Annotated in this window: 17 protein-coding genes and 1 pseudogene; 8 read left to right on the forward strand and 10 right to left on the reverse strand. The window is 62.8% G+C overall.

Annotated features, from left to right (window positions below):
* Positions 1 to 198: 198 nt before the first annotated feature.
* A pseudogene (locus tag C7I85_RS25400) lies at positions 199 to 294 on the reverse strand (IS481 family transposase); the annotation flags it as partial.
* 352 nt (positions 295 to 646) lie between these two features.
* Here C7I85_RS25400 and C7I85_RS25405 point away from each other — a divergent pair.
* The 6 genes from C7I85_RS25405 (at position 647) to C7I85_RS25430 (ending at position 7,911) form a co-directional block, all read left to right on the forward strand.
* Positions 647 to 1,711, forward strand: a complete 1,065-nt coding sequence (locus C7I85_RS25405; protein WP_106726797.1) for an ABC transporter substrate-binding protein — start codon at positions 647 to 649, stop codon at positions 1,709 to 1,711.
* A gap of 110 nt (positions 1,712 to 1,821) precedes the next feature.
* Positions 1,822 to 3,591, forward strand: a complete 1,770-nt coding sequence (locus tag C7I85_RS25410) for an ABC transporter permease (RefSeq protein WP_428832901.1) — start codon at positions 1,822 to 1,824, stop codon at positions 3,589 to 3,591.
* The gene (locus C7I85_RS25415) at positions 3,584 to 4,645 is read left to right on the forward strand and encodes an ABC transporter ATP-binding protein (RefSeq protein WP_106726799.1); all 1,062 of its coding nucleotides are present in this window, start codon (positions 3,584 to 3,586) and stop codon (positions 4,643 to 4,645) included. Before C7I85_RS25410 ends, C7I85_RS25415 begins: the two co-directional genes overlap by 8 nt.
* Positions 4,646 to 4,710: 65 nt before the next feature.
* The gene (locus C7I85_RS25420) at positions 4,711 to 5,382 is read left to right on the forward strand and encodes a response regulator transcription factor (RefSeq protein ID WP_106726800.1); all 672 of its coding nucleotides are present in this window, start codon (positions 4,711 to 4,713) and stop codon (positions 5,380 to 5,382) included.
* A complete protein-coding gene (locus C7I85_RS25425; protein WP_106726801.1) occupies positions 5,372 to 6,760 on the forward strand; it encodes a sensor histidine kinase in 1,389 nt (462 codons plus the stop codon). The genes C7I85_RS25420 and C7I85_RS25425 overlap by 11 nt, the downstream gene beginning before the upstream one ends.
* Positions 6,761 to 6,969: 209 nt before the next feature.
* Entirely contained in the window at positions 6,970 to 7,911 is a 942-nt protein-coding gene (locus C7I85_RS25430; protein ID WP_245445106.1) for an ABC transporter substrate-binding protein, read from the forward strand.
* A gap of 75 nt (positions 7,912 to 7,986) precedes the next feature.
* Here C7I85_RS25430 and C7I85_RS31185 read toward each other — a convergent pair whose 3' ends face one another.
* From C7I85_RS31185 to C7I85_RS25470, 9 genes are all read right to left on the reverse strand, one after another.
* Positions 7,987 to 8,151 (reverse strand): hypothetical protein, encoded by a 165-nt coding sequence (locus C7I85_RS31185; RefSeq protein ID WP_181257385.1) that lies wholly within the window; start codon positions 8,149 to 8,151, stop codon positions 7,987 to 7,989.
* A 470-nt stretch (positions 8,152 to 8,621) separates the two neighbouring features.
* Positions 8,622 to 8,966, reverse strand: a complete 345-nt coding sequence (locus C7I85_RS25435) for a RidA family protein (RefSeq protein ID WP_106726803.1) — start codon at positions 8,964 to 8,966, stop codon at positions 8,622 to 8,624.
* Positions 8,963 to 10,471, reverse strand: coding sequence for an FAD-dependent oxidoreductase (locus tag C7I85_RS25440; protein WP_106726804.1), 1,509 nt, complete (start codon positions 10,469 to 10,471; stop codon positions 8,963 to 8,965). Before C7I85_RS25440 ends, C7I85_RS25435 begins: the two co-directional genes overlap by 4 nt.
* Positions 10,468 to 10,773 carry a (2Fe-2S)-binding protein gene (locus C7I85_RS25445; RefSeq protein WP_106726805.1) on the reverse strand — a complete coding sequence of 102 codons (306 nt, stop codon included), beginning with the start codon at positions 10,771 to 10,773 and terminating at the stop codon, positions 10,468 to 10,470. Before C7I85_RS25445 ends, C7I85_RS25440 begins: the two co-directional genes overlap by 4 nt.
* Entirely contained in the window at positions 10,754 to 11,878 is a 1,125-nt protein-coding gene (locus tag C7I85_RS25450; RefSeq protein ID WP_106726806.1) for an NAD(P)/FAD-dependent oxidoreductase, read from the reverse strand. The genes C7I85_RS25445 and C7I85_RS25450 overlap by 20 nt, the downstream gene beginning before the upstream one ends.
* 69 nt (positions 11,879 to 11,947) lie before the next feature.
* Complete coding sequence (locus C7I85_RS25455) at positions 11,948 to 12,784, reverse strand: lysine/arginine/ornithine ABC transporter substrate-binding protein (RefSeq protein WP_106726807.1); 837 nt, start codon at positions 12,782 to 12,784, stop codon at positions 11,948 to 11,950.
* A 68-nt stretch (positions 12,785 to 12,852) separates the two neighbouring features.
* Positions 12,853 to 13,644: an ABC transporter ATP-binding protein gene (locus tag C7I85_RS25460; protein WP_106726808.1), complete on the reverse strand. Its 792-nt coding sequence runs from the start codon at positions 13,642 to 13,644 to the stop codon at positions 12,853 to 12,855.
* Complete coding sequence (locus C7I85_RS25465; protein WP_106726809.1) at positions 13,637 to 14,368, reverse strand: ABC transporter permease; 732 nt, start codon at positions 14,366 to 14,368, stop codon at positions 13,637 to 13,639. Before C7I85_RS25465 ends, C7I85_RS25460 begins: the two co-directional genes overlap by 8 nt.
* Entirely contained in the window at positions 14,368 to 15,063 is a 696-nt protein-coding gene (locus tag C7I85_RS25470) for an ABC transporter permease (RefSeq protein ID WP_106726810.1), read from the reverse strand. The genes C7I85_RS25465 and C7I85_RS25470 overlap by 1 nt, the downstream gene beginning before the upstream one ends.
* Positions 15,064 to 15,310: 247 nt before the next feature.
* On the opposite strand from C7I85_RS25470, the gene C7I85_RS25475 reads away from it, so the two are divergent.
* The gene (locus C7I85_RS25475) at positions 15,311 to 16,228 is read left to right on the forward strand and encodes a LysR substrate-binding domain-containing protein (RefSeq protein WP_106726811.1); all 918 of its coding nucleotides are present in this window, start codon (positions 15,311 to 15,313) and stop codon (positions 16,226 to 16,228) included.
* Between the two features lie 54 nt (positions 16,229 to 16,282).
* On the forward strand, positions 16,283 to 16,510 hold the full coding sequence (locus C7I85_RS25480; protein ID WP_146148962.1) for a VOC family protein: 228 nt from the start codon (positions 16,283 to 16,285) through the stop codon (positions 16,508 to 16,510).
* Positions 16,511 to 16,620: the final 110 nt, after the last annotated feature.

Consider the following 16,620-nt stretch of genomic DNA (forward strand, 5'->3'; position numbering starts at 1 on the left):
GCGCGCCCGCTGCCAAGGCGGAAGTGATGAATGTTCTCCTACTGAATTCCAAGGGTTTGCCCTCCTGCCAGATAATCCCGGTATTTCCCCAAAGCGGGAGTTGCTTCAAATTCCGTCGACGTGCCGCGCAAGCCTCCCTTCGCACATCAACGGTTCTCGGCATCGCAGGTGCATTCAGGCACAGCCATGTCATACCAAGCCCTCGACATCGGGCAAGCGGCGGCTGCCGTGACGCTGCAGGCAGCAGAGTAATGACGAGCGCGCCAAATGCAGGATTGTCGGCTGCAAGGCATGGCCGGGGCATGCCTTTTCGGCCGCGCCGCGGTGACAGGTACATGACAGGTTCTACCCGTAGCCTGTCTCAGATCGGTCGGTGAGGAGACACGCGGCCGACAGGAGGAACAATCAATGCAAGACTTCGCGCCTGTCGTCGGCAGCGGGCACCTTGCCCATTGCCCGCGATGAGGGGCCCCGGCCGGTCCTTTCTGACGCTTTACCTGGAGCCTGTCGGGCGTCCGGGCCCGCTGGGTCTGGGACGGTCCGCGCGCCTGAACATCTCAGCATCGGTCGGTGGATGCCTCTGAGGCGGCAGCGATGGCTTTGTCGTGCATTTCATTCCCGACGGACAATCACCTAGGAGGAGAATATGACTTTGACTCTCAAGATCGCCGCGATCGCGGCTACCGCCGCCTTCAGTGCGACGAGCCTTGCCGTGGCGGCAAGCGAAGAGATGGTGGCTGAGGCCAACAAGGAAGGCGCAATCGCCATCTATGCCGCGACCGACCTGTCGCAGGCGCAAGCCCTGCTCGACGCCTTCACCGCGAAATATCCGGGCATCAAGATCGACTACAACGATGTCGGCACCAACGGCGTCTACAATCGCGTCATCTCCGAGGCCGCCGCGAAGCAGGTCGGCGGCGATCTGATCTGGACCTCGGGCGTGGATCAGGCGGTGAAGCTTGGGGCCGACGGCTATCTCACCCAGTATGAATCGCCGGAAGTGGCGTCGCTGCCGTCCTGGGCCGTTTATGACAAGACGGTCTATGCCACCACGCTGGAGCCGATCGGCATCATCTACAACAAGACCGTTCTGCCAGAGGACCAGGTTCCGCAGACGCGCGCCGAACTCGCCGCCCTGTTCGCCAAGCCGGAGTTTTCGGGCAAGATCGGGACTTTCGATCCGGAAAAGTCCGGGGTGGGTTTCATGATCCAGACCAACGATTCCAAGCAGCGCGACGATTACTGGACGCTCGCGGAAGCCTTCGGCGCGGCCAAGGGCAAGACCTATGCCGCGACCGGCGCGATGCGTGAAACTGTCGTTTCGGGCGAGAATGCGATCGCCTTCAACCTCATCGGCTCCTACGCGCTCGACTGGGTGAAAACCACACCCAATCTCGGGGTCGCTTTCACCAAGGATTACACGGCGGCCTTCTCGCGCACCGCGGCGATAGTCAAGGACGGCCCGCATCCCAATGCCGCAAAGCTCTTCCTCGACTTCATGCTGTCGAAAGAAGGACAGGACGCCATCGCGTCCAAAGGCATGCCGTCGCTGCGCGAGGACGTCGACGCGGGCCTGAACATCAAGACGCTCAATGAACTGGTCGGCGGCAACCTCAAGCCCATGGCGCTCGATGCCTCGCGGCTCGAGTTCATGGAGCCGGCCAAGCGCCTCGAATTCCTGAAGCAGTGGCACGCGGCCGTGAAGGGCTGACGGCTCTTCCAGCGCTGGCACTAAGTGACATGAAACGGTTCCGGCCTTGATCCGGAGCCGTTTCAGACACTGCCCCAACACTAATCGATCAAACTGGAGGAGGCCCGCCGATGCCGGCAGAGACAGCTTCCGTATCCGCCAATGCGGTATCAAGTCACCCGACACAGGGAGTGGCCACCCGGCCGGCGACGACCATGCCGCTGCCGGGCAATGCCAGAGCCTTCCGCGTCACCGTCATCAGCCTCCTAGGGCTTTGCGTCCTCGCCCCCATTCTGCTGATCTTCTATCAGAGCTTCCTCGATGGCCCGTTCTTCACTCCGGCGAGCAAGCTGTCCCTCGAAGCCTATCGCTATATCCTGACCGACGCGATGTTCTATGACGCGCTCTGGAACACGGTCATCATGGCGGCGGGCATGGTTATCATCGCGGTTCCGCTCGGCGCCGGGCTCGCCTTCCTCCTGACGCGCACCGATGTGCGCTTCCGAAAGACGCTCGAAGTTGTTGTGCTGGTGCCGATGTTCATCTCGGCCATCGTTCTCGCCTTCGGCTATACGGTTTCGGTCGGCCCGTCCGGATTCATCACCATGCTGTCGCGCCACATCTTCGGCGCCGCTCCATGGACGCTTTACTCATTGACGGGCATCGTCATTGTCACCGGCCTTGCCCATGTACCGCATGTCTATCTCTATGTCGCGGCGGCGATGCGCAACCTGCCCTCGGACCTCGAGGAGGCCGCGCGTTCTGTCGGCGCGCCGATCTGGCGGGTCTTCCTCGACGTCACCATGCCGATGGTGCTGCCGGCGCTCATCTTTGCGACGGCGCTCAACCTCCTCGTCGGCTTCGAGATGTTCGGCGTCCCTTACGTGCTGGGCGATCCGAGCGGCATCGTAGTTCTGACCACCTATGTCTACAAACTGACGACGCTGTTCGGCGTGCCGACTTATCAGCTCATGGCGGTGGTGGTCGTGCTGCTGGTGCTGCTCACGTTGCCGCTTGTCTGGTATCAGCGCCGCCTGCTGCGCCATGGCCGCCGTTACGCCGCGCTCGGTGGCAAGGGACCACGCACCCAGGTCATGCGGCTTGGGCGGACCGGCCAGATCATCGCGCTTTCCTTCGTCGGGCTCTGGCTGTTGGTTTCGGTGATGTTGCCCATTGGCGGTATCGTTCTGCGCGCCTTCGTTGATGCGTGGGGCCAGGGCGTCAATCCGCTGGAGCATCTCACCGTCAAACACTTCGGCAATCTGATAGAGGTGCCAAGCCTGTTCCGCGGCATCGTCAACACCGTCATCCTTTCGGTCGTCGGCGGCGCGGCTGCGGTCGCCATCTATCTGGTGATCGGTCTGGCCGGGCACAGAAACCAGGGCTTCTCGAACACGCTGCTCGACTATATGGTGCTTTTGCCACGCGCCATGCCGAGCCTGATCGTCGGTCTTGCGTTCTTCTGGCTGTTTCTGTTCGTGCCCTTGCTTGTGCCGCTACGGGCGACGCTCATCAGCCTGTTCGCGGCCTACGTGATCGTCGGCCTGTCTTACGGCCTGCGCCTGCTGCAAGGCACGCTGATCCAGATCGGTCCCGATCTCGAGGAAGCCGCCCGCACCACTGGTGCGAGCATCGGCCAGACCTGGCGTGACGTGGTTATTCCGATCGTCCGGCCTGGCCTCGTCGGCGCCTGGGCGCTGATCATGATCGTCTTCCTGCGCGACTACGCCACCGGCATCTATCTGATGAGCGCCGGCACCGAGGTGATCGGTTCGCTTATGGTCGCGCAGCTTCAGTCGGGCGCTATGGACACCATCGCAGCTCTTGCCTTCGTCAGCATTCTTCTCACCGGAGTGGGCCTCGGCCTCGCCTTCCGCCTTGGAGCCAAAATCCATGACTGAGCTCATCGTACAGAACGTCCATAAATATCTCGGCGGCCTGCATATTCTGAAGGGCGCGTCGTTCACCGCAAGTCGTGGCTCCATCGTCTCGTTGCTGGGCGCTTCCGGCAGCGGAAAGACGACGCTTTTGCGCTGCGTCGCCGGGCTCGAACAGCCGGAAAACGGCGTGATCAAGATCGGCGGCAAGGCGGTGCTGGACGGCGAAAAGCGGATGACCGTCGCGCCTGAAAACCGCAATATCGGCCTGGTCTTCCAGTCCTATGCGCTGTGGCCGCACCGCACCGTGGCCGAGAATGTCGCCTACGGCTTGAGATTGCGCGGCGTGAACAAGGCCGACACCGAAAAACGCGTGCTCGATACGCTGGGCAATATCGGCCTCGGCCATCTCGCCGAGCGCTATCCCGATCAGCTTTCCGGCGGTCAGCAGCAGCGCGTCGCCATCTGCCGCGCGCTGGTCTATCAGCCGAAAGTGCTGCTGATGGACGAGCCTTTGTCCAATCTCGACGCGAAGCTGCGCGAGGAGGCTCGCTACTGGATCCGCAAGCTGGTGTTGGATCTCGAAATCTGCGCCGTGCTCGTCACCCACGACCAGGCCGAAGCGCTCGCGGCGTCCGACAACATCCTGCTTCTGCGCGATGGTGCCGTGGCGCAGGAAGGCGCGCCGCAGGAGATCTATGACAGGCCGAAGAGCTTTTTCGCAGCGGATTTCCTCGGCGCCAACAATGTCGCGAGCGGGCGCATCTCGCGCAACGCGTCGGGCACCCGCATTCAGGGCGACGGCTGGTCGCTCGACGGCGTGGTTCTCGGCGAGGGTGAGGACGGCGACGGCAAGGCGGTCATCCGAGTCGAACAGGTCGCGGTGCATGGCCAGCCGGGCCCTGGACGGATCGAGATGCGGCTTGAAGCCTGCCTTTTCCTCGGCGACCGCTGGGAGTACCGCCTCGCCTGGGGTGCGTTCCGGGCCAAAGCGTTCGGCACGAGGCCGTTGGCGTCGGGCCAGGTCTGGGCCGAAATCCCGCGCCAGAGCGTGTGGCTGTTTCCGGAAGCTGCTTGAGATATTATTGAAGCGGCGGCTGCCGATTTCCCTGGAAGGCCGTCGGATCCAGCAAGGTTCTGGCCATGAGGATTCTTCTCGTCGAGGATACGCGCGACGTGGGTGAAGCGATAAGCCATCGCTTTACCGCCACGGGGCATACCGTCGACTGGGAGACGGACGGGCGGGCCGCAGCCGAGATCCTCGAATTCACGTCCTACGACCTTATCATCCTTGACGTGATGCTGCCGGGCCTGAATGGCTTCGATATCCTGAGGCAGGTGCGCCAGAAGAGAACCACGACGCCGGTTCTGATGCTGACCGCCCGCTCTGAAATCGAGGACAGGGTCGGCGCGCTCGACATCGGCGCCGATGACTATCTCGTCAAGCCTTTCGACTTCCGCGAGTTGGAGGCGCGGGCGCGCGTGCTGATGCGCCGCCGCTCCGGCGAGGCCACCAACATCATCTCCTGCGGCGACCTTACAATCGACCGCGCCAGCCGCGCGGTTAAGATCGGCAAGCGCGAGGTGCAGCTCAAGCGGCGTGAGATGATCCTTTTGGAGATACTCGCCTCCCGGCCCGGCCGCCTCTTCAGCAAGGACGAGCTTCTCGACCAGCTCTTCGGCTTCGAGGATGCGGCCAACCCCAACGCCATTGAGCTTTACATCGGCCGCTTGCGCAAGAAGCTCGACGGTGCGAAAGCCCATATCGTGACTGTGCGGAACCTGGGCTACCAGCTATTACCGGATGAGACGTGAGACATCGCTTTTCGCTCGCCTGGCGCTACGCATTTCGCTGGTGCTGGGCATCGGGGCGGGCCTTCTGGTAACCGCCGCTTGGTACTATGCGCGCGCAGCAGCGGACGATGCGTATGACCGGCTGCTGCTGGGAGCGGCGCTGCAGATGGCCGACGGACTGACCGTCGAAGGCGGCCAGTTGATCGTGAACCTGCCGACATCGGCCTTCGAACTTCTGGGGCTGGCCGGGCGCGATCGTGTCTTTTATCGCATCACCGATCCGAGTGGCCGCACCCTGACCGGCTATGGCGACCTCGAGGCCAACATAGATCCGACGACCGTGCGGCGGGAACCTGTTCTGGAAAGCGGGCGCTACAAGGGCGAGGCAGTCAGGATTGCCGTCGTGTCGCGCGCTCTCGCAGATTCCTCCGCTCCCGGCTGGGCACATGTGGTCGTCGCGCAGACCACGGAGGCGCGCCGCACGCTCGCGGGCGAACTGACGCTGCGCGCATCGGTTCTGGTGGCGGTCATGAGCCTGCTGGCGCTGGCCGGCGCGATGCTCGCCATCCGCTACGCGCTGAAACCTATCGAACGTCTGGGCGCGGCCCTGCGCCGGCGCGACCCACAGGACCAGCAGCCGGTAACGGTGGAGGTGCCGCGAGAGCTAGGGCCCTTCATTGCCTCCATCAATCATTTCATGGGACGGTTCAACGAGCGCGCAGTGCTCTTGCGGCACTTCGTTTCCGATGCCGCGCACCAGATCCGCACACCGTTGACTGCCCTGTCGGCGCAGCTCGACCTTCTCGACGGAGACAGGCTGGACGAGACGGCGCGCCAGCATCTCTATCGCGTGCAGGTGCGCGCCAAGGAACTTGCTCGGCTGACGAACCAGCTTCTGAGCCACGCCATGGTCATCCATCGCACCGAAACGGCGCAGCTCCAGCCTGTCGATCTCGTCGACGTTGCGCGTCGCGCCTTCCGCGCCGCCATTCCGATAACCGTCGATCCCGACATCGTGATTTCCTTCGAAGCGCCGGACGAGCATCCGATCGTCTCGGCCGACGCCATCAGTCTGCGCGAAGCGATTGTCAACGTCATCGACAATGCCCTGCGTCATGGCACCACCTCCCGGCTGGACGTACGGGTGTGCATCGACGATGGTTCGGCGCGCGTCGAGGTGGAGGACGACGGGCCGGGCATTCCGCCGCAGGAATGGGGGCGCATCACCCGACGTTTCGAAACGTCGAAGTCGAGCGGAGGCAGTACCGGCCTTGGCTTCGCCATCGCGTCGGAAGTCGTAGCGGCCTTCGGCGGCGGCCTGAGCTTCCGCGAGAAGCAGCCTGGCGCGGGCTTCACTGTGGTGTTGACGCTGCAGCGCACGATAGAGAAGAACGTATGAAGCGGTTGCAGGCATTGTTTTTTGGCGAGTCCGGACGGAAAACCGCTTCACCCTTCTCCGGGTATTGTTTCAGCGGCTGCGCATTGCTTGCAGGCATGTGCCTCCAACTCTGCTCTGCACTCGCCCTGGAAGGCACCACCAAGTCGTTCCCCGCGGTCGGACCGGAATCGGTTCGTCTTGCAATTCATGGCGCGACTGATCTTTCGGCCATGGAGCCCTTGATTCGCGATTTCCAGCTTACTGCGCCGGGCATTGCAATCGACTATTCGGATTTCGTCACCAACGATCTTCAGAAGAGCGCCAGCGAAGCCTGCAGCGCTGGGGCCGGACAAGGCGACATTCTGTTGTCTTCCTCGCTCGACCAACTCGTCAAACTGTCCAATGACGGCTGCGCCGTTCCCCACTTATCGGCAGAGACGGCGCGCGTGGGGGATTGGGCGAAATGGCGCGACGAGGTGTTCGGCTTCACCTATGAACCCACGGTCTTCGTCTACAATGCCCGCTTCGTTCCGCCGGCGGATGTGCCGCGCACGCATGTCGAGCTCGCTGACCTCTTGCGGCGCCGGCTCGACTACTATCGTGGCCGCATCGGCACATTCGACATCCGCCTTTCCGGCGTCGGATACCTGCTGGCCTTCAGCGATGCGGCGCAGCCGACGACGGTTTACGGCCGGCTTCTGGAAAGCATGAGCCGTGCCGAAGTGGTGGTGCACTGCTGCACTGGTGCCTCACTGCAGGAGATCGCAAGCGGGCGGCTCTATATCGGCTACAACATGATCGGCTCCTACGCTTATGCGGCCGCCCGATCAAATCCTGACCTGAGGGTCGTGGTGCCGCGCGACTACACGCTGATCTTGAGCCGTGGCGCGCTCATCCCCAAGACCTCGGCGCACCCGGATCTGGCGGGCCGCTTCCTGGATTATCTCTTGTCCGAGCGCGGACGCGAGATCGCGGGCGAGCACGCTTTCTTCTTCTCCGAGGACGGGCCGCTGCCGCCCGATGTCGATGGCCCAACGGTGCTCAACGAATCCAGCGGCGCACAACCGATCCACATCGGTCCCGCCCTTCTGGCGGCTCAAGACGAGGCGCAGCGCAACCGCTTTATCCAGGACTGGAGCCGGTCCATGATCTACGTCGCGCCGCGCAAATAGCAGGAGAGCGACTCTCGCAACCGCTCGCGCAGGCGGTGCGACAGCGCGCCAACTGACGGTGCTAGGCATCTACGATCAATGCGGGAGAGTCACCGGCGAGATAAAGGCAGGGTACAGCGTTTGGGCGGCCCGGCGTTGCTCGTTCCCAGCCATTGCCGAACGCTCCAACAAGTTTTGCGCAATCGTTGCGGTGGCGCGTAAGTTCGCGGAGGCACGCAGGTCGCGCAGCATGGCGGCCATGGCGCTTCCGCTCGGATGGCGAAGGTGCGCCTTGCCGACGGCGCCCTGCGTTCCGGCCGGCGGTTCGTTGCCGCCGCGCCCCCTGCAGCGGAGAGCCCACAACGCCCTCTCAGAGCTGGGATATAAGTGGGTTTGCCGTGACGGTTTGATGGCTGGAGGAGAGGCTTTTGGGCACCTGCCCGCGGAGACCACGAAGTTCTAATACAATCGCAACCCTTGCTCGGCGTCCAGTTAGTCAATCCCGGTAGGTCCAATCGGTCTCGGCGGTGGGCATGACATCCATTGATCGCAGCGCCGCCAGGAAATCGCGCACGGCAGCGAGTTCGTGCTCCCGGAAGCGACGCCAGCCACTAGGCGGAAGAAGAACCTGGCAGCCATTCCTAATAGCCCTCGTGCTTCCGGAAGCGGGCTTTGATCTAAAGGACGCCGGAGCCGAGGCCGAGCTTCGGCCCCAGCGGTCTTATTTCGGCTTACTTGTGAGCGGTCACGACGATCTCGATCAGCGTGTCGCCGCCGAGGTCGGCGACGCCCACGGTCGCACGGATCGGAAAGTTCTCAGGCGCGACCCACTCCTTCCAGACTGCGTCCATCTGAGGTTTGAGGCTCATGTCGGTGATGAAGATCGTGGCCGACAGGAGCCTGGTCTTGTCGGTGCCCGCTTCGGCGAGATAGCCGTCGATCTTGGCGAGGATCTCGCGGGTCTGCCCCGCCATCTCCAGGCTCTCGTCGTCGCACGTCGTGCCGCCGACGAAGACCATGCCGTTGTGCTCGACGACCCGATGCATGATCGGGGTGCGGATATAGCGGTTGGTCATGGAGTGGTTCCTTTCTCTTCGGGTGAATAGTCGGTGGCCTCTCGGCCCGTAACAGCAAAAATTGCGTCCTGCGTCTGCGGCAGCGCCGCCAGCTCGGCGAGGCGGAGAGGCTTGACGGGCGCCCTCAGGCGGTAGGTTCCGATTTCCGCGGGGCTGAGACCGTGCTCTGTCGCCATGATTTCGGTGACCGTCGAAGCGCACATGCGGCCCTGACAGGGGCCCATGCCGCAGCGCAAGAATGTCTTGAGCTGGTTGGGGCCTAGTGCCCCAAGCGCGATCGCCTCGCGCAATCTGCCGGCCCGCACCTCCTCGCACCGGCACACGATGGTTTCGGGTTGCGTTGGGGCGCGAAACTGCTGCGCTGGCAGGTAGAGGGTGTCGAGGAAAGCGCGGCCGCGCAGGTAGTTCCGCCGAGCGCGAACGACCGCAATAAGCCGCGAAGCCGCGGCCTCATTCGACAGGATGCCGATGTCCTCAAGTGTTGCGGCCGCGGAAATGCGTCCGGCCGCTGCGGCATGCTGGGCTCCGGCGATCTCCGCACCGTCGCCGGCGACGAGAATACCTGGGGCCGTGGTGCGGCCGAACGGGTCCGTCCGCGGTTGAAAGGCCCGTTGGCGATCGTTCCACTCTATCACGCAGCCGGCTGCACTGGCCAGATTGATGCCAGGGATCACACCCTGATGCAGCAGCACGCAATCGGCCGGAATTTTCTGTCGACGGTGACCGGCCTCGAACGTCACGGATTCGGCCTTCCGGTCGCCGTCGATCGAAAGCGCCGTGACGCCCGTCACCACCTTCGTGCGGAAGAGCACCTTGAGAAGCAAAGCCAGACCCTTCAGCCAATAGGGCGAGCGAAGGAAATCCGGCAGGTGGCGTAGCGCGGCAAGGCGTTGTCCCTTGTCAGCCGTGTCGAGCAGGGCCTCGATATCGGCCCCGGCCTCGATAAGCTGTGCCGCCAGCAGGTAGAGGAGGGGCCCGCAGCCGGCGAGAACAATCCTGCCCTTCGGGATTGCCGAAACGGTTTTCAGCGCGATCTGGGCCGCACCCGCACTCATCACGCCGGGAAGCGTCCAGCCCGGAACCGGCATGGGCCGCTCCATGGCCCCGGTTGCGAGGATCACCGCGCGCGCCTCCACCGTGCGTGCCACACCGCTTAAGGTCACGCCGAGCACAGGACCGGCGCTAGCATCTTCTGTTGTTGCGGGATTGAGGCTCCAGACGGTGGTTGCAGGTGCGTAGTCGGCTGGAGATTGCAGGAAGCTTTCGGCAATTTCGCGTCCCTTCCAATAATCCACGCCCAGGAAAGGTTGCCTTTCAGGAGCGTTCCGCGTGATCGCCCTATAGATCTGCCCGCCGGGCGCGGCATTCTCATCGACGACGAGCACGGAGGCACCCGATGCGGAAGCCTCGATTGCCGCGGAAAGGCCTGCCGGCCCGGCACCGACAACGACAAGGTCGTATTTCGGGGCAAACTGGGCTGCCTCGTTGATCAGGCGCACGCTCATAGGCCGTCATCCCTCCCGATCGTCCGGGCACCGTTCTGGCTTGTCACCACCATGCCCTCCTGAACTTCGACGAGGCAGCTCTGGCGGTTCTGGATGTCGTCGATGGTCACGAGGCATTCGAAGCACACACCCATCAGGCAATAGGGAGCCCTTGGCTCACGACCGACGATGCTTATTCGAAACGTGTCGATGCCGGCGGCAAGCAAGGCTGCGGCAAGGGTGTCACCTCGCGCGGCCTGCACCGCCGCGCCATCGAAGGTAAAGGTCACCTTGTCGACGGCATCACGAATTCTGAGGAGCATGGAACCTCCACGAATGGAATGGCGATAGCTCTGCTGCGAGCCGACCTGCGGCGATCTGCGGAGCCACTACCAGCGCGTGGTTGGCCGCTAGAGTGACGCCGGAATGGCAGACCGCAATGAAGGCGGCGGGATGAGTGGCCGACTGTTCGTAGATCGGCAGACCGTCCATCGTTTTTACGCGGAACCCGGTCCAGCTCCTAACCACATTGACGTCGGCAAGTGCGGGGAAGACCCGGATGGCGCGGTGTGCCAGCACGGCGCTGATGTCCTGGTTTGTGGCGATGGCCGAGCTGTGCGTTTCCTCGCTGTCGCCGATCATCACGCCACCTTCGTCCGCCTGCCTAATCGTGGTGGATGCGTAATCGAAGAAGGGCGCGCATTTTTCGGTGACGAGGATTTGTCCCTTGCTGCGCTTGAGCGGCGCGGAAAGCCCGACCATCGGGGCCAGACGTTCGTTGTCGAGGCCGGCCGCAAGCACGATGCGGCGCGCATGGACTTCGCCCCACGAACCGATCAGCCGGAACCCGTCTTTGATCGGCTCGATGTTTTTGACGCCATGGTGCGCACGATAGTTGACGCCCCGCGCCTTCATGCCGACATGCAGTGCCCTGAAAAGCCGCAGCGAATTCACGTGACCGTCCGTTGGCGAATAGATCGAGCCGACCACATCGCGCCCAAGCCCCGGGACCCTTTCGCGCGTTTCATCGGCGCCAAGCACCTCGTAGGGCGCAGCCGCCCCGCGGGTCTGTTCGGCGATCGTCTCGAGTTCGATGCGCCACGCGTCCAGTTCACATCGCGAGAGGGCAAAGGAGAAAGCTCCCCGCTGGCTCAACGAGACGTCGATGCCGGTATCGCCGGCAAGGGCAGCTGCCAGCTCAGGCCAACGTTCAGCGGAAGCCTTGGACCAGAGTGCATAGTGAGGCGCCCCGAGTCCCTTCCCCTGCACCCAGACGAGCGCAAAGTTGGCGCGCGACGCCCTAAGGTCGAGGTCCTCGCCGTCCAGCACCATGGTCTGGATGCCGGATCGGGCCAACCCCCAGGCCAAAGCAGCGCCGACCAGGCCGCCGCCGACGACGGCCATCTCGCATTCGTCAACAAATGCCATGAAAGATTTCCGGAAGATTCTGGCCGATGCGGTGGGGCCGCATCGGCCGCGCCCGCTGCACTCAGGCAATTAGCCGCGTGGACTGACGTCGACCTTGAACCACTTCAGCGACAGCTCCTTCACGGTGCCGTCGGCAATCGCGCTCTTGATCGCCTCGTCGAACTGGGCCTTGAGGGCCGTGTCCTCCTTGCGCAGGCCGACGGCGATCACGCCGAACACGCCGCCGGAGAAGAGCGGACCCGACATCTTTACGCCCTGCATGTCGGGCTTGGTCAGGGCTTCGGCGAGCACGGTAGCGTTGGCCAGCACAGCGTCGACACGGCCGCTGACGAGGTCGAGATTGTGCTCTTCGGTCGACTTGTATTGGCGGATGTCGGCTGCGTCCTTGAAATAGGCTTCCATGAAGGCCGAAGCGGTGGTCGAACCCTGGACGCCGACCGCCTTGCCTTTGAGCAGGGCAGCAATTTCGTCGATGCGCTTCTTGGCTTCATCCGCCTGGCTGTCGAGCGAATAGCTCTCGCCGGTGCCGGGCATATCGGCGAGCGGGCCATCGGCCGGCGCGGCAAAGGTGTTGATGCCTGCCGCATAGGGAGTCGAGAAGGCGATGACTTCCTCGCGCTTGGGCGTCACGCTCATGCCGGCCATGATCGCGTCGTACTTCTTGGCCGTCAGCGACGGAATGATGCCGTCCCAGTTCTGCGCCATGATCTCGCACTTCACCTTCATCCGCTCGCAGAGGACCTTGGCAAGGTCGATCTCGAAGCCTTCGAGGGTGCCGTTCGGTCCCGAGAAGTTCCACGGCGCGTAGGCGCCTTCGGTTGCGATCGTCACCACCTTTTCGTCGGCCAACGTGGTGCCCGCTGAAGCCAGGACAAAGGCAGCGGCAAGGATGGATTTCAGTCTCATAAGTTCACCTCAAAGCGGTCTTGTTGTTGAGATTGGGTATGCGCATGCGCGGGCGGCCGACTTGGCCGTCAGCGCAATCCTGTTTCCTCCCGCGAGATGAACTGCCTGAAGCGTTCCGATCGCGGGTTGGAGAATACTTCCTTGGGCGGGCCGTCCTCTTCGATGATGCCCTTGTGGATGAATACGGTTCGGCTCGAGACGTCTCGTGCGAACGCCATTTCGTGGGTGACGATCAGCATGGTGCGGCCTTCGGCGGCGAGATCGCGCATCACCTTCAGCACCTCGCCGACCAGTTCGGGGTCGAGCGCTGAGGTCGGCTCGTCGAACAGCATCACACTGGGCCGCATCGCGAGCGCCCGTGCAATCGCCGCGCGCTGCTGCTGGCCGCCGGAAAGATGCGCCGGATAATGGTGCCGCTTGTCGGCTATGCCCACGCGTTCAAGCAGGGCTTCGGCCTCGGCGATGCATGCCTTGCGGTCGCGCTTCTGGACATGGACAGGCGCTTCGACAAGATTTTCGAGGATCGTCAGGTGGGACCAGAGGTTGAAGGACTGGAACACCATGGCTGCCTTGGACCGCAGCCGGTTGACCTGGGCACTGTCCGCGGGGCACAGAGCCTGCCCCGGCTTCTGGCGGATCTTGATCGTTTCACCATGAATGGCGACCGTCCCCTCATTTGGCACCTCGAGCATGTTGATGCAGCGAAGAAGGGTGGACTTGCCGGATCCAGACGAACCGAGGATCGAAATCACCTCGCCTTCCTGGGCGGCAAGTGAAATGCCGTGCAGCACTTCAAGAGATCCGTAGCTCTTGCGGATGCCTAACAGTTCGACCGCTAGTGCAGTGGCACATTCAGACATGACATTCCTCCTGCTTTTCGGATGTGGAGGCGGGCAGGTTTCGTCGCTCCGGCGACATCAGGGTCTCGATGCCTGCGAACAGCCGGGCGACGAAGAAATTGATTGCGAGGTAGGTTGCGCCGGCACAGACGAACACCTCCACCGGCCGATAGCTCTCCGAGATCAGCTTGGCGGCAATGCCGGTGATCTCCATGAGCGTGATGGTCGAGGCGAGCGCCGTCGATTTGACCATCAGTATGATCTCGTTGCTGTAGGCGGGCAGCATCTGGCGCAGCGCTAGTGGCAGGACGATCCGCCGGAAAAGCAGAAGCTTGGACATGCCGCAGGCCCGTGCCGCTTCGACCTGACCGGCAGGTACCGAGAGCAGGCCGCCGCGAATGATCTCGGCACTATAGGCTGCGGTGTTAAGCGCCAGCGCGATGATGGCGCACCAATAGGCCTCACGCAGGAAGGGCCAGAGGACGCTGTGGCGAAGCGATGGAAACTGGCTGAGGCCGTAATAGATGATGTAGACCTGCACCAGCAGCGGCGTGCCACGAAAGACGAATATGTAGAACTGTGCCGGGCAGTCGAGCCACCAATTGCCGGATACGCGCATCAGGGCGAGCCCGAAGGCAAGGAAAGTACCAGCGACCATCGACAACAGAGCAAGCTGGAGTGTGAGCGGAATTCCACCCAGCAGCGTCGTGAGTGTCTCGTAGAGGAAGGGAAAGTCGAGCGGCATCACACGGCCCTCCTGATCCCGCGCATCGCCCGCCGTTCGGCCAGGCGAAAACCACGGCCCGAAACAAAGGTGATCAACAGATAGAGAGCAGCTGCGGTGAGGTAGAAGCTGAAAGGCTGGCGGGTCGAACCCGAACCGATCTGGGCCTGCCGCATCAGTTCGACGAGGCCAATCACGGAGATTAGGGCGGACTCCTTCAGCACCAACTGCCAGACATTGCCGATGCCGGGGATCGCGTAGCGCGCGGCCTGCGGCAGGACAATACGCCGGAACAGAAGCAGCGGCGGCATGCCATAGGCGCGGCCGGCCTCGATCTCGCCCCGAGGAAGCGCAAGTACCGCCCCACGGAAGACCTCGGTCTGGTAGGCGCCGGAGACCACGCCGATTGCCAGCGCACCGGTGATGAAAGCCGGCGCACCGATGAAGCCGTCCGCGCCGAACAGGGCGGCGACGGCAGAAATGACGGAGCTTGAGCCGAAGTAGAAAAGGTAGATGACCAGCAGGTCTGGGATGCCGCGCAAAATGGTGGTGTAGGCTTTGGCGGACGCACGCAGCGCAACGTACCGTGAGAAACTGGCCGCAGCCGCAAGGCATCCAAGAACTGCACCGGTGAAGAAGCCGCATGTCGCGACTGCAACCGTCGTCCCGGTCGCCGCGAGCATGTCATATCCCCACCCCTCGGGCCCCAAGCCCATGAGTTGCAAGTAGTTCACCACTCAGCCTCTACGTTCCCTGCGCGCGTGTGCACGCGTCGTCGATCCGGCGCTTGTGACCGCGTCGGTTGTTGGCCTTATATTTTCTGAGGTGAGACGGCTCGGTCGCCCATTCGGGCTTCAAGTCCGTCAAACGTCCCTTCGATTGACAGGATGAATTACATGGGCAAAGCATTCGGTCAAATTCGAAATCAAGGCATAAGAATAACTGAATGTTATGGAGGGTGGCATGAATCTGAGACAGGTCGAGGCATTCCGGGCCGTCATGCTGACTGGCCAGATGACCACTGCCGCCGAGCTGATGTCGATCACCCAGCCGGCCGTGAGCAGGCTCATCCGCGATTTCGAACATGCGACGCGTCTCAGGCTATTCGAGCGGCGGGGAAATCAGATCACCCCGACGCAGGAAGCTGTGACGCTGTGGAGCGAGGTCAATCGGGCGTTTGTCGGGCTCAAGCGCATCGCCGCGGTGGCCGACGAGATCACCAGACAGGCAGCAGGAACCTTGCGGATCGCGGCAATGCCCGCACTCGGCAATGGCGTCCTGCCGCGTTTCCTTGCCCGTTTCCTACGCGACAAGCCCAATCTGCACGCTTCGCTGAGTGGTCTGCCGTCATCGATGGTGATGGAGGCCGTCGGCGCAGGCCAGGCCGACATCGGCTATGCCGACGGCCCGCTCGATCGACCTGGCTTCGTCATCGAAACGCGATCGATGGCGGCTGTCGTGGCCATCCCCGAGGGCCATCCGCTTTGCGCACGTGACGTCATTTGCCCCCAGGACCTGCAGGGGCAGCGCATGATCAGCCTGGAGCCGGGGACTATCTTTGCCATGCGCGTGGAAGTGGCTCTTGCCGGCATCGCCCGGCTTTCGCCATTGGAAACCCGCCTGTCCCACACGGCGCTGTCGCTTGTCAGCGAGAAGGCCGGCATATCCATCATCGACCCGACATCGGCGAGCGAATTCACCGAACGAGGGGTCGTCATTCGACCATTCAGCATCTTCATCGACGCCGGGTTCCTGGTCATCAGGCCGGCTAGCCAGAGCCACTCTGGCATCGTTGAGAGGTTTGCGCGGGAATTCCAGGCGTTTCATGACGAGTTGCTGTGCCCGGCGTCAGTTCAGCAACGGGCAACCGCCGCCGTCTGACCATGGGGTTCAGTCCGTGAAACTTCAGTGGCAGTCAATATAGGAGCCATGCAGTTGTGCTTCGACGTCGATGATCTGGATGAGATCCATAGGCGAATGCTTACTTTCCAAGCCGACGACCAACTCGCCAACGGCATCGGCACTAAAGTGGCGTATTTCGACGACCCGGACGGTATCCACCTGGAGATCATCGAGCCGCAGGGCCCTTTCAAGCGCGAGACTCAAAAGGTCTGTATTTTGGCAGGGAGCTGGCGGGTTGGAAGGCGCAATTCTTCCAGTTGATCGCGGTCATAGCCCGTCCACCTTTCCCTCCCTGTTCAGGTGGAGACGCTGCGCGATCGAGGTGATGAGAGACGCCAAGCCGACTATGCCACGGGCAAAGTTGATGCCTC

Origin of the sequence: Pseudaminobacter soli (ex Li et al. 2025), from assembly GCF_003012705.1 — a bacterium.
Classification (GTDB): domain Bacteria; phylum Pseudomonadota; class Alphaproteobacteria; order Rhizobiales; family Rhizobiaceae; genus Pseudaminobacter; species Pseudaminobacter soli.

What these genes read in the sequence shown, in the direction of transcription:
- C7I85_RS25465 (WP_106726809.1), bottom strand. Translation starts at nt 14,368, where the DNA reads ATGCCGCTCGACTTTCCCTTCCTCTACGAGACACTCACGACGCTGCTG.
- C7I85_RS25475 (WP_106726811.1), top strand. Translation starts at nt 15,311, where the DNA reads ATGAATCTGAGACAGGTCGAGGCATTCCGGGCCGTCATGCTGACTGGC.
- C7I85_RS25445 (WP_106726805.1), bottom strand. Translation starts at nt 10,773, where the DNA reads ATGCTCCTCAGAATTCGTGATGCCGTCGACAAGGTGACCTTTACCTTC.
- C7I85_RS25435 (WP_106726803.1), bottom strand. Translation starts at nt 8,966, where the DNA reads ATGACCAACCGCTATATCCGCACCCCGATCATGCATCGGGTCGTCGAG.
- C7I85_RS25405 (WP_106726797.1), top strand. Translation starts at nt 647, where the DNA reads ATGACTTTGACTCTCAAGATCGCCGCGATCGCGGCTACCGCCGCCTTC.
- C7I85_RS25450 (WP_106726806.1), bottom strand. Translation starts at nt 11,878, where the DNA reads ATGGCATTTGTTGACGAATGCGAGATGGCCGTCGTCGGCGGCGGCCTG.
- C7I85_RS25425 (WP_106726801.1), top strand. Translation starts at nt 5,372, where the DNA reads ATGAGACGTGAGACATCGCTTTTCGCTCGCCTGGCGCTACGCATTTCG.
- C7I85_RS25440 (WP_106726804.1), bottom strand. Translation starts at nt 10,471, where the DNA reads ATGAGCGTGCGCCTGATCAACGAGGCAGCCCAGTTTGCCCCGAAATAC.
- C7I85_RS25460 (WP_106726808.1), bottom strand. Translation starts at nt 13,644, where the DNA reads ATGTCTGAATGTGCCACTGCACTAGCGGTCGAACTGTTAGGCATCCGC.
- C7I85_RS25430 (WP_245445106.1), top strand. Translation starts at nt 6,970, where the DNA reads ATGGAGCCCTTGATTCGCGATTTCCAGCTTACTGCGCCGGGCATTGCA.
- C7I85_RS25455 (WP_106726807.1), bottom strand. Translation starts at nt 12,784, where the DNA reads ATGAGACTGAAATCCATCCTTGCCGCTGCCTTTGTCCTGGCTTCAGCG.
- C7I85_RS25410 (WP_428832901.1), top strand. Translation starts at nt 1,822, where the DNA reads ATGCCGGCAGAGACAGCTTCCGTATCCGCCAATGCGGTATCAAGTCAC.
- C7I85_RS31185 (WP_181257385.1), bottom strand. Translation starts at nt 8,151, where the DNA reads ATGGCCGCCATGCTGCGCGACCTGCGTGCCTCCGCGAACTTACGCGCC.
- C7I85_RS25420 (WP_106726800.1), top strand. Translation starts at nt 4,711, where the DNA reads ATGAGGATTCTTCTCGTCGAGGATACGCGCGACGTGGGTGAAGCGATA.
- C7I85_RS25415 (WP_106726799.1), top strand. Translation starts at nt 3,584, where the DNA reads ATGACTGAGCTCATCGTACAGAACGTCCATAAATATCTCGGCGGCCTG.
- C7I85_RS25470 (WP_106726810.1), bottom strand. Translation starts at nt 15,063, where the DNA reads ATGGGCTTGGGGCCCGAGGGGTGGGGATATGACATGCTCGCGGCGACC.